The following is a 15,151-nucleotide window of genomic DNA, read 5'->3' on the forward strand; positions in this document are numbered from 1 at the left end:
AAAAAAAAATGAAAAAGTCATATCTATTTACCTTATCCCTGAGCTTTTGCATGTCCCTCTTCTTAAGTGGTTGCGGGGAAAAGAAAAAAAATGTCGATGAAGCCCTTAACAATTCCCCTACGGAACAGGAAGCGACCTTGGAAGCAAAAAACTGGGCCGAAAAATTAGGATGGCCTGCTGGAAAAAAAGTAATCATGTTACATGCGGATGACATTGGGATGTGTCCAGAGGCAAACATTGCTGCCAAGGACCAATTGAGCAAGGGGGAAATACAGTCTGCTGCCGTAATGATACCTTGTCCCAACGCTGAAGAATTCATCAATTGGGCCAAAGAAAACCCTGCTATGGATGTTGGTCTGCACCTTACGCTTACCAGTGAATGGAAAAAACATCGTTGGGGCCCTATTACGCCAGACGAAGAGGTCCCTGGACTATTGGATCCGGAAAACATGCTATGGAGGAGCGTACCGGAAGTAGTGCAACATGCTTCGGCCGAAGAGGTGGAAAAAGAAATACGGGCCCAAATTGAACAATCCATTGCCTGGGGTTATAGGCCGGACCATATAGACACCCATATGGGCACTTTGTTCGGGGATCCAAGTTATGTAAAGGCCTATATGAAAGTGGCCCAGGAATACGGCATTCCTGCAAATATTATTGATATATCCGTACCAGCGGTTTTGGCAGAATTTAGAAAACAGGGGTATCCTATGGACGATTCCGTAGTAAAAATGTCAGAAGAATACACTTTGCCCAAATTGGACTTTTTTAGCAGTGCACCAAAGGCGGATTCCTATGAGGAAAAAGTGGAAAATTTTAAGACATTGATAAAATCCCTGCAACCCGGACTTACCGAAATCATTTTTCACCCGTCCGTTGAAACCGATAACCTAAGGGGCATTACGGGATCTTGGCAACAAAGGGTCTGGGAATCACAGATTTTTGCGGATCCCGATCTTATTAATTTCTTCAAAGAAGAAGGGATAATTTTTACCAATTGGAAAGAAATCATGACTAGGTTCAATTCCATGAAATAAATGGAGTTTTCAATCAAAATATACTCCACCTCGGAATGTAAAGGCGGTCACGGCTAAATAAAAGGTATTAAACCTCAGGGCAAGCCCGTCTGCCGACAAAGGCAGGCCCTGAACCCAATAATCGGAATCGACCCAAGGGTCGAGGTATTGAACCTAGATCCCGCCGAAAAAGGCGGGATTAGTTCAACTTACAATTTTCAGTGCGTCTTACTGACTTCTCAAAATTGAGTTTCACTAATAAAATAAGCCCTAAATACCTCCTGCCTTGTCAAATGGTAATTTGTTTTAGCCCTTATACATCTTGTCACTATCGGCCTAAAATGTAGCTAAACCCTACTACCACAAGGTCGGTGGTCATATCGTAGGCCACTTCACTACCCGGGATAGCCCCCGTAGGATTGGTATCCGCATTCCACGGACCGCCAGCGCTATCCGGTGTCGGATTTAACAAGGGGCCACTGGTGGAACCACTGCTAGTTCCATGGTGATAGGCAACATCTAGGCTAAAGCGTGGATTGAGCTTATAGCTAAACCCAAACTGAAACGCATTTTTAATAACTGCCGTGGCAGGAGAGGACATAAAAACAAATTCGTCCCGAATAGGATTTTCACTATAGGTATATCCAATCCTTAAAGGCAAATTTTGGATGCCTTTATATTGAAGTCCAGTTGAGACCACAGAGATACTTTGCCATCCAAAACCCTGGACGGCACCGGTAGGAAACCCTGAGAAATCTCCACTTTCAGCCAATTGCCAGCCAGATTTTTTGAACCCATCGGTATTTTCATAGTCTATAAAACGGTAATCCAAGGCATAATCGAAATCCCCCATAGAATAACCTAGGCCCACGGAGTAGATGGCGGGGTAATCCATATTGAAATCTACACCTGGAGCCTCACTGCCATCCAGATAAGTATTATTAAAACTAAAATCATTGAAAATCTGTTTGGATTTATAGGAAGCACCTATCTTTAATCCACTTCCCGAGTCATAAAAAAGTCCAATTTGGGCTCCAATTCCAAAAGCCGTAGCCTTGTCACTGTTGGGATAACCTAGAGTCTGACTAGGTGCTGCCAATGGATTGGGTCCAATTTCCAAGGTAGCATAATTAAAATTAGGTTGTATCCCCAAGGAAATCTTGTCCGTTAACTGATAGGAGTAGGCAAAACTAAGCTGCAAAAGGGCATAATCCGATTCTATATGTCCAAAGCCCCCTGAACTCTGCGGCATGGTTATGGGATTGTCTTGACTTTCGGGAAAAGTAACCCCAAAACCAGAAACCCCAAAGGCCGAAATTCCAAAGGTATGTTTGCTTTCATCCTTTCCCCAGACATAAGCCAAGGCCGGGAGTACGGAGACTCCCCTATCATCACCCGTTGTCCCACTAAAGGGCCCGTTTTGGGTTGGCACGGTCGATGAAATAGAAGGATCTGAAAAAAACAGGCCAGCATTAAAGGATAGTATTTGTCCGTCAAATTTTGAAAGTGAGGCGGGATTCCACAATAACGCTCCGTTAATATCCAGGGGCTGAGCCGTGGCGGCCCCGCCCATCGACATGTTTACACCTCCTACCCCCTGAAGTACATGGCCTACCTGTGCTTTTGTAGTTGTGCCCAACATCAGTAAAAATAATGTAAGAAGAAATCCTCTGCTTTTCGCATTTGTCCTCATCAAGTCCTTGATTAATATGTCCATAAATGGTTATAATTTTTAAATTTCGCGCCTAGCATAATTTTAGGCTATTCAAATGAGGCGCAAAAATACATAAATTAAATCTATAGATTTAATAGGATAACAAAATATTAAGAAGTAACATACAAAAGGACACCCCAGGCATTGATCGCAGGGGCAACATAAATACTACCGAGACAAAGAGGTTTATAAATATCTCAATCGGGACTTTGAATATCCTAACCCCTTTAACATTAAAATTAGGAAATGTTCGATTTTTGGTAAATTATAATGCAAATCCAATAAAATTTAATAAGGAAAATAATTTTTAAAAAGTTTTATTTGTGTATCTCCCAGTTTTTGGGAAAATAATAATGATTTATTTAAAACCTATTTGTCATGAATTCTACCTCTGGAATTATCCTTGCCATTTCATTGATCATTATTATGTTCGGGATGGGCCTATCATTGACCCTTTCAGATTTTAAGAGGGTTGTTAGTTATCCAAAGGCCATGATCATAGGGCTTATCTGCCAGATGTTGTTGTTACCAATCATAGGATATTTCATTGCCATTTCCCTAAGTTTGTCGCCCACCACCGCTATTGGCATTATGTTATTGGCGGCCTGTCCTGGAGGACCAACATCCAATATGCTTACTTATTTGGCCAAAGGCGATTTGGCCTTGTCCGTTTCCCTAACGGCCGTGTCGAGTATTATTTCCATTTTAACCATCCCTTTCATTGTGCAATTTGCATTGGAAGAATTTTCCAATGAAAGTATGGCCATTACTGTCGATGCCATAACCATGATAAAACAATTGTTGGTAATAGTCATCATACCTGTAGGAATCGGCATGTTGATAAAAAGCAAATTTGAAGCTTTTGCCAACAAGATGGAGAAACCCGTAAAAATAGCTTCTGCTATTATATTTATATTGGTAATCATTGGGGTAACCATTAGCGTCAAGGATGTTTTTATGAGTTACTTGAGCGAGGCAGGTCTACCGGCCATTCTGCTCAATGTGAGCACCATGACCATAGGGTTTTTAATGGCAGTACTTTTTAAACTAACAAGACCACAGGCCATAAGTATATCCATTGAAACCGGAATACAAAACGGAACCTTGGCAATAACATTGGCTACAATTGCCCTGAACAATGCAGAATACTCTATTGTACCTGCCATATACGGGCTCTTAATGTTCATTACTGCCACAGTAATTATTTTTATCCGTAAACCACTTGGGATAAAAGATGAATTAAGCCTGGAAAAAGACCCGGCCAATTAATCCTTGCAAATATAAGATGGGAAAAAATCGATTTATTGTTGCCCTTATTTTATTCATCTTTTTTGTCATTTCCTTTCTAACCAATATTTTAGGCCCCTTGATCCCTGATATCATATCGGATTTCAAGGTTAGTTTAACTATGGCCGCCCTATTGCCATTTGCCTTTTTTGTTGCTTATGGTGTATTTTCCATTCCCTCTGGGGTAGCGGTAGAGCGCTACGGCGAAAAACAAGTGATCTTGTCCGCATTTTTAATATCCTTTATCGGTGCCATTTTATTTTCAATTTTTCCCAATTTTCCCATAGCGCTAATATCCCTATTTTTAATTGGTTCGGGAATGGCCATGTTGCAGGTGGCTATTAATCCCTTGTTAAGGGTTGCTGGGGGCGAAGAGCATTTTGCCTTTAATTCCGTTATGGGCCAATTGGCGTTTGGAATGGCCTCTTTTATGAGTCCCTTCCTTTTCACATACCTAGTGCTTAAGTTGGAAGACTACCCTGGCCCTGACAATTCCAATTTTATCCTCAACATTTTTCACAACATAGTACCCGAGAATTTACCTTGGGTTTCCCTTTACTGGATATTTGCGATGATCTCGCTCATTATGGTCATCTTCATATATCCCATAACATTGCCCAAGGTTGAAAGGAATGAAGAGGAAAAAGCGGGTTCATGGGCCACAAACAAAGACTTGTTAAAAAACAAAAAAGTAATCCTATTCTTTATGGGCCTATTTGCATATGTGGGTACTGAACAGGGTGTAGCCAATTGGATGTCCCAATTTTTATCGGAATATCATGGTTTGGACCCTAGAATAGAGGGTGCCAATGCCATATCCTTGTTTTGGGGATTATTGACGGTGGGCTGTATCCTAGGGTTACTACTATTGAAATTTATGGATAGCAAATTGGTACTTAAAATATTTTCAGGGGCTGCCATTCTAAGTTTGACAACGGCACTTTTCGGCCCTGCCCATATAGCGGTTTTGGCGTTCCCCCTGGTAGGCTTTTTTGCCTCTGTAATGTGGTCCGTTATTTTTTCCCTAGCATTGAACTCCGTTAAGGAAAACCACGGAGCCCTGTCGGGCATATTGTGTTCCGGAATTGTAGGTGGGGCCATTGTCCCCCTTATAGTTGGGGCTTTAGGTGATTTGGTTGGACTAAAAGGTGGTATGTTCTTTTTGTACATCACACTTGGTTTTATTTTTAGTATTGGATTTTGGGCAAGCCCCTTAGTCAATAACAAAACAATAACGCTTAAAGAATTTTTCGGCAATAATAAAAAATCTGAACCTTAAGGATAATAAATTATGCTCATGAGAATAGTATTTGCTATATGGATATTTCTATTGCTTGTTGGCTGTAAGCCCAATCAATACGATCCTTCCCTGCCGCCCAAAGGCTTTGCAAATAACATTACTCTTAAAATAGCGTATACGCTAGGTGCTATTGAGCCAACCCTTACCAAGGTAGCTATCCCGGAAACCATCCAAGAATATAAGGATCTGGTTTATAAGACCATCGACTCCACCTCATTAAAGCTGGATATATATCGACCTAAAGCCTTAAAAAAAGATGCTCCCCTTATTATTTTTATACATGGTGGCGCTTGGGAAAAAGGAAAGAAAAGCAATGTGTTACACTATTTGATCAGTTATGCAAAGAAGGGATACGTAACAGCAACCATACAATACAGATTAAGCGGCGTGGCAAAGTACCCTGCACAAATCTTGGATGTTGCAGATGCCGTTCAATGGTTGAAACAGCATGCAAAAGAATACAACATTAATATAAATAAGGTAGCCATAGCCGGTGGTTCTGCAGGGGCACATTTGGCCATGCAGTACGCCTATGCCAATTCTTCCAATACCGTTGACAGCAATGGTATACCCACCAATGTGCAGGCAGTAATAAATATTTATGGGCCTTCCGATTTAACAACCGAAATTGCAAAAAAAGAAAAAAGGGTACATCGATTATTTGGAAAGACTTATGGGGAAGCCCCGGAAATGTACAAAAAGGCTTCACCAATTTTATATGTAAATAAAAACTCCCCGCCAACTATTTCCTTTCATGGCACTTTGGATGAACTGGTGCCCTATGGCCAGTCCAAAAAACTTCATGAAACCCTAAAATCTTATGGGGTACCCACTTACTATCACGAATTAAAAGGTTGGCCACATGCCATGGACCTTTCCGCGAAGGTGTTCTCCTATATTCAATATCATACAGATATATTCTTGGAAAAACATTTAAAATTATGATTAGAAATATATTCATTCCCATAATTGCACTAACCTTATTGCTGGGCTGTAGGGCCAAACAGTATGATGTGTCCGTACCCCCAAAGGGATATTCCAACAATACCACCTTAAAGATAGCCTATGCAACTGGAGCTTTAAAATTAATTGAAAGAGACTTCCCTGTTCCTGAGGATATAAAGGAATACAAAGATGTCGTCTACAAAACCGTGGACTCCATTCCACTTAAATTGGACATTTACCATTCCAAGGATATAAAAAAAGATGCTCCTCTCATAATTTTCATCCATGGCGGTGCTTGGAAAAAAGGAAACAAGCACGATTATTTGGTGTATCTAGCCAGTTTTGCACAAAAGGGCTATGTTACAGCTACTATTCAATACAGATTAACGGATGTCGCAAAATATCCTGCCCAGCTACATGATATGGAAGACGCAGTGAGATGGCTTAAACTAAATGCCGCCAATTATCATATAGATGCCAGTAAAGTTACCTTGGTCGGCGGTTCTGCGGGTGGCCATTTGGCCATGATGAATGCCTATTCCAACACTGCTGATGACGTGGATGCAAACGGGGTTTCTGTCAATGTACAGGCCCTCGTAAATTTTTATGGCCCCTCCAACCTTACCGATGAAACGGCCATAAATGCATCCTCGGTTCAATATCTGATAGGTAAATCCTATGAAGAGGCTCCAGAAATGTATAAAAAGGCCTCCCCCTTGTTTCTAATCTCCAAAGACGTGCCCCCGACCCTTACATTCCAAGGCACTTTGGACGAGTTGGTCCCCTATGAACAATCGGACATTTTACATGCTACCCTACAAAAGGCCGGTGCCATTTCGTATTATCACAAACTAAAAGGGTGGCCACATACCATGGATGCCTCGGTAAAAGTCAATGCCTATTGCCAATATCACATGGACCGATTTTTTGAAAAGTACATCCCATTAAACTAAAAAATTAGGAATCCCAATGAAGTTGCTCAAAAGAATAGCGAAAATCACAGCCTATGCCATGGGAATGGTCATAGGCCTAGTGCTTCTTGCTATTTTTATAGCTAGCTATAAATACAATAGTATTGTAAAGGCAACTCCAAAAGACCAAACAGAAAGCTTAAGCCCGGAAGAATTAGGCAAGTATGTAAATACCTTTATAGGTACCGGAGGCTTTCCGTATTGGGTATGTGGATTTAACTTTCCGGGCGCTACAGTTCCCTTTGGCATGGTCCGCCTAAGTCCTGAAACCATGTCTTTCTACAATAACACCAAAGATTTTAGCACTTCTGGGTATTACTATGGGGACAACAAAATATTAGGCTTTAGCCATACCCGATTGGCCGGGACAGGTGCTACCGATGGAGGGCATTTTCTATTTACACCTACAACTACCCCCAGTGATAAAGTTGATTTCACATTGGATTATGCACATAAATTTTCCCATAATGATGAAATCGCATTTCCGGGCTATTATCGTGTGGCATTGGAAAAAGAGGACATTGTTGCCGAACTTACGGCCACTGAACGTAGCGGCCTTCACCGATATACCTTTCCCAAAGAAGGCAACAAAAATTTAATTATCCATATTACCAATACCACGGGAAACCGGCCAGCCAAGGAAGGATTTGTCCACATACTCCCCAAAAACAATGAAATTGAAGGTTCGGTCAGGACATTTGGCAGCTTTGCAAGTCGATTCGGTGGGGTTCAGGTATACTTCGTGGCAAAATTTGACCATTCTTTTTCGGACTATGGTATCTGGGATGGACAATCATTGGACAAAAAGGGCCTGAGCAAAAAAAGTGATAGTTTAAAAATATATCTCGGATTTACCCAAGAAAGTATAAATGCCAAAGTTGGTATTTCGCACATAAGCATTGAAAACGCCCGTTTAAACCTGGAGACGGAGGTTGGCCATGGTAATTTTACCGAAATACTTCAAATGGCCAAGGACAAATGGGAAAGCAAACTAGCATTAATCAAAATCGAAGGTGGCTCCTTGGAAGATAAAAAAGTCTTTTACAGTGTTTTATATAGGAGTTTTCAAATGCCGACCATCTTTAATGATGTTAACGGGGAATACATGGGCTTCGATAAAAAAATCCATCAGACTACCGATTTCAACTACTACACGGATCTGTCCTTATGGGACACTTTCCGCACTGTGCATCCATTATTCAATCTAATAGCTAAGGATGAACAAAGGGACATGTTGGTCTCCTTGGTGGAAATGTCCAAACAGGGTGGAAGCCTACCGCGCTGGCCCTCGGGATACGGCTATAGCAATTCCATGCTGGGTTCCCCAGCGGATATGGTCATTACAGAATCTTACCTAAAGGGTATACGCAATTTTGACGTGAACCTTGCCTATAAAAAAATGAGACAAGTGGCCTTGGAGCCCATACCCAAAGACAGTTCCGCTGCTGGCCGGGAAGAGATAGACGGATACCTTACCTATGGCTATTGCCCTACAGAATTTGGGGATGAAGCCGTTAGCAAGACCTTGGAATATGCCTGGGCCGACCATTCCATAAGTCTATTGGCCAAAGAATTACAACACCCCAAAGACCAAGCCCTTTTTGAAGGACATTCCAAATTTTATAAAAATGTTTGGAATCCAGATACCCAATATTTTCAACCCAGACATAAGGATGGACGATTTGTGGAAAAATTTAAGCCCTTGCAGCTTACCTACACGGATTGGGACGATGAGTATACCAAGGACTATACCGAAGGGAGTGCACTGCAATGGCGATGGGCAGTGCCCTACGATACAGATGGCCTTGTATCCCTTTTTAAGGACAAGGATTATTTTGTGAACGAACTAAACAACTTTTTTGCCAAAGCAGATCCAAAAATGGCTGCTTGGACCCCAGGCTCCTACTATTGGCATGGCAATGAACCGGATATCCATGCTGCCTACCTATTCAATGCTGTGGAACGGCCAGACTTGACCCAAAAATGGGTTCGTTGGATCCTGGACAATAAATACGACAATTCCTATGTGGGAATAGACGGCAATGATGACGCAGGCACCTTGTCGGCCTGGTATGTTTTTAGCTCCCTTGGGTTTTATCCTATTGCCGGAACGGACATCTATCAATTGGGCGCACCGTTATTCAAAAACGCTGTTCTGCAAATGGGCGAACATCAATTGAACATTGGTACGGAAAACTACGATCCCAATAACATCTATGTCAAAAAAATACTGCTGAACAGCAAGCCCTTGGACCGCACTTGGATAAAGCACGAAGAAATTGCCAATGGCGGTCAACTAACTTTTATAATGGCAAAAGAGCCACACCTTTTAATTAATCAACAATCATCTAAATCCACATTATGAGACTTTTATTTTTATTGTGTACCTTGTTAGTAGTATCGTGTAAAGGAAAAATGGAAAAATTACCGGAAGTGGTTCCATTGGACCATCCTGCCATTGTGGAACAAGAATTTATTTATGAATTGGAAGATGCACTTACCCCTGAATGCCATGCCTCTACAGTAGAAGTAAGCAATGGGACCGTAATAGCCTCTTGGTTTGGTGGTACCGAAGAAAAAAATGATGATGTTGGCATTTGGGTATCACGAAAGACTGGCGGTTCATGGTCTACCCCGAAAGAAGTAGTGAACGGGGTACAGGAAGATGGCAGTAGATACCCATGTTGGAACCCAGTATTATTTAAACCCAAAGACCAACCACTAATTTTATTTTACAAGGTAGGACCAAGTCCTACCGAATGGTGGGGATTATATATGACTTCCAATGATGATGGAAAAACTTGGTCCAAGCCAATACATCTACCAGAAGGTATTCTGGGGCCCATTAAAAATCAGCCCATACAATTGGCCAGTGGTGAAATACTCTCTCCATCAAGCACGGAAGACGATACTGACGGATGGAAAATACATCTAGAACTAAGTTCTGATAACGGAAAAACATGGTCCAAAACCCAGCCCCTTAATGATGGAAAGGAATTTGGCGCCATTCAACCCGTGGTACTAAATTATGGAAATGGCAAATTACAGCTTTTAAGCAGAACTGAAAACGAACTTGTTACTCAAAATTGGTCCTCGGATTACGGTAGTACTTGGAGTAAGATGACGGCCACCTCCCTACCCAATCCCAATTCTGGTATTGATGGCGTAAGCCTAAAAGATGGGCGCCAATTGTTGGTATACAACCCTACCGGGAAAAATTGGGGAGATCGAGTGCCATTGAGCCTGGCCCTGTCCAATGACGGCACAAATTGGAAACGTGTTTTGGACCTGGAACCCTTAAGGGAAAATACGGATAAGGAAGGGGAAGAATATTCCTACCCTACCATGATACAGGCTCCTGATGGGAAAGTACATATTGTATATACATGGAACAGAAAAACAGTAAAATACATTGTTTTGGATCCGCAAAAACTTAATTAAAAACAATAATGGGAAAATGGTTAAGGGTAATGCTTAAAATTTTGGGAGTATTGATAATACTCTTGGTTATTCTTTTCTTTTTTGCGACAAGCACTATTGACACTACACCATATTTTGAAACGGAGTATTATAGCAATACTATTGAAAATATAGAAGAAGCCGTAAAAAATAAAACCGATGCCAAAGGCCCGCTACTTGCTGGATTCGCAAGGACAAATATCACCCCAAAAATCACAGGTGGTACTCCGGATCCCACCAAAGGAGAATTCAACAATATTAAAATGGCCGGTTATGGCAACGGTAAAATTGCGACCTCTGTTCACGATTCCATTTTCGCCAAAGCAATTGCTCTTGAAGTCGGTAATGAAACCGTTGTTCTGATCAATGCCGATCTAGTGGCAATACCGGAAGATGTTGTTAATAAGGTTACCGACAACCTTAAGGGTAAAATTTCCAGAAAACAGCTTTTTTTTGGGGCTACCCACACCCATTCCAGTATTGGTAATTGTATGCCCGGTTATGTGGGCAAGAGTTTCGGTGGGGAATTTCAACCAGAGGTAGTAGCATGGCTCGGCCAGAAATTTTCCTCCCTCATTTTAAAGGCCTTGGCAGATAAACAACCCGCACAATTTTCTTCGGGCTATATTAAAGTCCCCAATTTGGTGCGGAATAGGATCATTGGTGAATCTGGGCGACTCAATGATAAATTGGACCTTTTATCCTTTATTCAGGAAAACGGCAAAAAGGCTACTATCGGCGCTTTTTCTGCACATGCCACCGTAATAGGTACCGATAACGAACAATATACGGGTGATTATCCGGGATACTTTCAACGGCATTTGGAAAAGAATGGGGTTGACCTAGCCATGTTCTTCGCCGGTACGGTAGGAAGTCATTCCAATAAAGGAATAGGCGAGAAATTCGAAAAAGCCAAATACATTGGTGAAACCCTTGCCGATTCGGCCAGATCTGCACTGAACAAAATGGAATATCAGGCAGATATGGACTTAACTGCGATATCTTCGGAAATAGAAATTCCAAAGCTGCAGTTCCTATACATATCGGACCGCTTGCGGCTGTCCCCCTATCTTGGCAGCAAACTGATGCCCAAGATGAACCCTATCCAGGTACAAGGCCTTAAACTCAACAACCTCATCTGGCTTGCCCTGCCTTATGAATTAAGCGGGGAATACGGTCTGGATTTAAAAAATGCCTTGGAACTTCAGGGATATAATTCCGTTCTCAGCAGTTTTAACGGTCAATACCTGGGCTATATCGTACCACAAAAGTACTATTATTATGACACCTATGAAGCTCGGTTAATGGGATGGTACGGGCCAAGTATGGGCGATTATCTCATGGAACTCAATTTTAAATTGGCCAATGAATTAACGCATACCAAGCTATAAAACATAAATAATGAAAACTTTAAAAAAGGCCTTAAAAATTCTTGGGATAGGTATACTGCTACTGATAATCGTTGGGGCATCGGTATTGATGTACAACTGGCGCGACCGCCATCCGGACTATTCCATCGATCTTAAAATTGATAATAAAACCCCGCAACCCATAAAAGCGGGATTTGCAAAAAGACCCATTACCCCTACCATTGTAGACACTTGGAACGATGCCAATGGAAACAACAAATACAGCAAGGCCGAAGGCGACACCTATAACGACAACAATAACAATGGGAAATTTGATGCTTATTGGATAGCAGGGATGAGCAATGCAAAACCTGCCCAAGGGGTACATGACGATGTTTGGTCCAGGGTAATGCTTATCGATGATGGCAATACAAGAATAGCCATGATTTCTATGGATGCCATCGGTTTTTTACATGGCGATGTAATCGATATCAGAAAACGAATACCTGCAGAGCTGGGAATAGATTACACCTTATTATCCTCTACCCACACCCACGAGAGCAATGACCTTGTGGGCATCTGGGGCAAAAACATCTTTAATTCCGGAGTAAATCCAGAAATGATGGAATATGTCAAATCCCAAACCGTTGCTGCCATTACAGAGGCAGCCAATAATCTACGCCCGGCTAAATTGGTTTTTGCCGAAGACCTTTCCGGGGAAGATGGCAAACTCATCAAAGACACCCGAAAACCTATTGTTAAGGCCACGGGAATACATTTAATGCAGGTTTTGGATGCCGAAAACGATACCACCATGGGAACCCTTATCAATTGGGCCAACCACCCGGAAACATTATGGTCGCAAAACTTATTGATCAGTTCGGATTTTCCGTATTATATACGGGAAGCCATGGAAAATGGCGTGTACAATGGAGAGGTACAAGTAGAAGAAGGACTTGGCGGTGTGGCCATTTATTTTTCGGGGGCAATTGGTGGACTAATGGCACCGCATCCCTCCTTGGGCATTCCAGATCCCTTTACCGGAGAAGAATATTTTGAACCCACTTTTGAAAAAACCAAGGCGCTTGGCGATCAAATTGCATTAATGTCCTTGGCTGTGCTTAAGAAAAAAGGAGATACCTTGACCAGTTCCAATATTTCATTGAGGGCGAAGACCATATTTGCACCATTGAACAATACTACCTTTAAAATTGCCAGTGGTATTGGTCTTATAAATATTGGAATGCCGGAATATTTTATATCCAGAACAGAAGTGGGTGCCATTAGAATAGGTCCTGCCCTATTTTTAAGTATCCCTGGGGAAATATATCCCGAAATTGTATATGGTGGTGTAGAAGCTCCCGAAGGGCGTGAGTTTGACATTCAGCCCATAGAGATACCGCCACTTCAGGATTTGATTTCCGACAAGTACAAATTTTACCTGGGTCTTTCCAATGATGAAATTGGATACATCATACCAAAAAGTGAATGGGATACGGGAAAACCCTACCTGTACAATGATGAAAGCGATACCTATGGGGAAGAAAATTCCTTGGGACCAGAAACAGGGCCGATCATTTATAAAGCCTTAACGGAGGTAATCAAGGATTTGGACTAAGTACTCCTTTGAATAAATTTAACCCGTTGGGGATCATTTTTTAATCAATTTCCTATAACTTTAAGGTTCTGTTACGTCCAGCACCTTATTACATGTACACCATCATTGATATAGAAACAACCGGAAACGGGATTAAAGGGAATAAGATTACTGAAATCTCCATTTTCAAATACGACGGTTATGAAATTATTGATGAATATACTTCCCTGGTAAACCCTGAATGTGAAATTCCCTACTTTATTACTGGATTGACGGGGATCGATAATGATTTGGTGCGGAATGCCCCCACTTGGGAAGAAATAGCTTCAAAGGTATTGGAAATAACGCAGGACACCGTATTTGTGGCCCATAGCGTAAACTTTGACTACAATGTCATCAAAAATGAATTTCAGAATATCGGAATTAATTTTTCCCGCAAAAAATTATGTACTGTACGATTGTCCAGAAAACTTATCCCTGGCCTAAATTCCTATAGTTTGGAAAAATTATGCAGCTCTTTGAATATTCCCTTAACGGATCGCCACAGGGCGAAAGGGGACGCCCAGGCCACGGTAATTCTGTTTAAAAAACTCTTAAGGACAGATGGTGCCGAAAAGGTATTTAAATCCTTTCTCAATGCACGCTCACAGGAAGCTACCTTACCACCACAATTGCCCAAGGAAATTTTTGAAAGACTGCCCAATTCACCTGGTGTCTATTATTTTAAAGACGCAAAGGGAGCAATAATATATGTAGGTAAGGCCATCGACATAAAAAAACGGGTTCTTGGACATTTTTATGACAAGGCAAACAAAGAAGTTTTAATGTGCAAGGCCACACACGACATTGATTTTGAATTATCCGGGAACGAGCTTATTGCCCTTTTAATGGAATCGGCAGCCATTAAACAACATTTCCCTTTATACAATCAAAGTCAGAAACGCACCTCAACAGAATATGCCATTTTTTCCTATGAAGATCGGAACGGAATACAACACCTGGCGTACAACAAATTAAAATTGACGCCCAGCCCCATATCTACTTTTAATACCATAACGGAATGCAGGTTGTTTTTGGAGGAATTATGTAAAAACTACGGTTTATGTCCTAAATTCTGTCATTTACAGGAAAATATTAGCAGTTGCTCCCATTATAGTATTACCAATTGCAGCGGAATATGCAGGGGAACGGAATCGCCCATGGAATATAATGCCAAAGTACAAAACGCTATTGAGGCATTAATGGACAAAAACCAAAATTTAGTGATCAAGGAAAAGGGTAGGCACACAAAGGAAGAAGCCTTTGTATTGGTGGCCAACAACAAATACAAGGGCTATGGATTCTTACCAAGGCACGAGCAAATAAATAGTATTGACGCCCTGGAAAACTATTTAGAGCTCCAAAAAGAAAATATGGATACCAAACGGATCCTGTCATGGTATTTAAGAAAATACCCTAACAAGGCCATTCACTTCTCTCCACTTTCTATTTAAAGAAACATGGTCGGGTATTT

General features: G+C 41.5%; 11 protein-coding genes. 10 read left to right on the plus strand and 1 reads right to left on the minus strand.

What is annotated here, in order from left to right:
- Positions 1 to 8 precede the first annotated feature (8 nt).
- Positions 9 to 1,037 (plus strand): polysaccharide deacetylase family protein, encoded by a 1,029-nt coding sequence (locus U735_RS0116930; protein ID WP_034248815.1) that lies wholly within the window; start codon positions 9 to 11, stop codon positions 1,035 to 1,037.
- Between the two features lie 307 nt (positions 1,038 to 1,344).
- On the opposite strand, the gene U735_RS0116935 is transcribed toward U735_RS0116930, so the two are convergent.
- Positions 1,345 to 2,733, minus strand: a complete 1,389-nt coding sequence (locus U735_RS0116935; protein ID WP_232233274.1) for an OmpP1/FadL family transporter — start codon at positions 2,731 to 2,733, stop codon at positions 1,345 to 1,347.
- A gap of 375 nt (positions 2,734 to 3,108) precedes the next feature.
- Here U735_RS0116935 and U735_RS0116940 point away from each other — a divergent pair, with 375 nt between their 5' ends.
- The 9 genes from U735_RS0116940 to U735_RS0116980 all read left to right on the plus strand — a co-directional run bounded on the left by U735_RS0116940 (position 3,109) and on the right by U735_RS0116980 (position 15,131).
- The gene (locus tag U735_RS0116940) at positions 3,109 to 3,999 is read left to right on the plus strand and encodes a bile acid:sodium symporter family protein (RefSeq protein WP_031444962.1); all 891 of its coding nucleotides are present in this window, start codon (positions 3,109 to 3,111) and stop codon (positions 3,997 to 3,999) included.
- Positions 4,000 to 4,015: 16 nt separating this feature from the next.
- Positions 4,016 to 5,296, plus strand: coding sequence for an MFS transporter (locus U735_RS0116945; RefSeq protein ID WP_031444963.1), 1,281 nt, complete (start codon positions 4,016 to 4,018; stop codon positions 5,294 to 5,296).
- Between the two features lie 18 nt (positions 5,297 to 5,314).
- Positions 5,315 to 6,262, plus strand: a complete 948-nt coding sequence (locus tag U735_RS0116950; protein ID WP_051892207.1) for an alpha/beta hydrolase — start codon at positions 5,315 to 5,317, stop codon at positions 6,260 to 6,262.
- Positions 6,259 to 7,215 (plus strand): alpha/beta hydrolase, encoded by a 957-nt coding sequence (locus U735_RS0116955; protein ID WP_051892208.1) that lies wholly within the window; start codon positions 6,259 to 6,261, stop codon positions 7,213 to 7,215. The genes U735_RS0116950 and U735_RS0116955 overlap by 4 nt, the downstream gene beginning before the upstream one ends.
- Before the next feature lie 16 nt (positions 7,216 to 7,231).
- Positions 7,232 to 9,598: a GH92 family glycosyl hydrolase gene (locus U735_RS0116960; RefSeq protein WP_031444966.1), complete on the plus strand. Its 2,367-nt coding sequence runs from the start codon at positions 7,232 to 7,234 to the stop codon at positions 9,596 to 9,598.
- Complete coding sequence (locus U735_RS0116965; RefSeq protein WP_083260522.1) at positions 9,595 to 10,674, plus strand: sialidase family protein; 1,080 nt, start codon at positions 9,595 to 9,597, stop codon at positions 10,672 to 10,674. The genes U735_RS0116960 and U735_RS0116965 overlap by 4 nt, the downstream gene beginning before the upstream one ends.
- Positions 10,675 to 10,682: 8 nt before the next feature.
- Entirely contained in the window at positions 10,683 to 12,083 is a 1,401-nt protein-coding gene (locus U735_RS0116970) for a neutral/alkaline non-lysosomal ceramidase N-terminal domain-containing protein (protein WP_031444968.1), read from the plus strand.
- Positions 12,084 to 12,093: 10 nt separating this feature from the next.
- Positions 12,094 to 13,659, plus strand: coding sequence for a hypothetical protein (locus tag U735_RS0116975; RefSeq protein ID WP_031444969.1), 1,566 nt, complete (start codon positions 12,094 to 12,096; stop codon positions 13,657 to 13,659).
- Positions 13,660 to 13,751: 92 nt separating this feature from the next.
- Positions 13,752 to 15,131: an exonuclease domain-containing protein gene (locus U735_RS0116980; RefSeq protein ID WP_031444970.1), complete on the plus strand. Its 1,380-nt coding sequence runs from the start codon at positions 13,752 to 13,754 to the stop codon at positions 15,129 to 15,131.
- Positions 15,132 to 15,151 lie beyond the last annotated feature (20 nt).

The organism is Arenibacter algicola (assembly GCF_000733925.1).
Taxonomy (GTDB): domain Bacteria; phylum Bacteroidota; class Bacteroidia; order Flavobacteriales; family Flavobacteriaceae; genus Arenibacter; species Arenibacter algicola.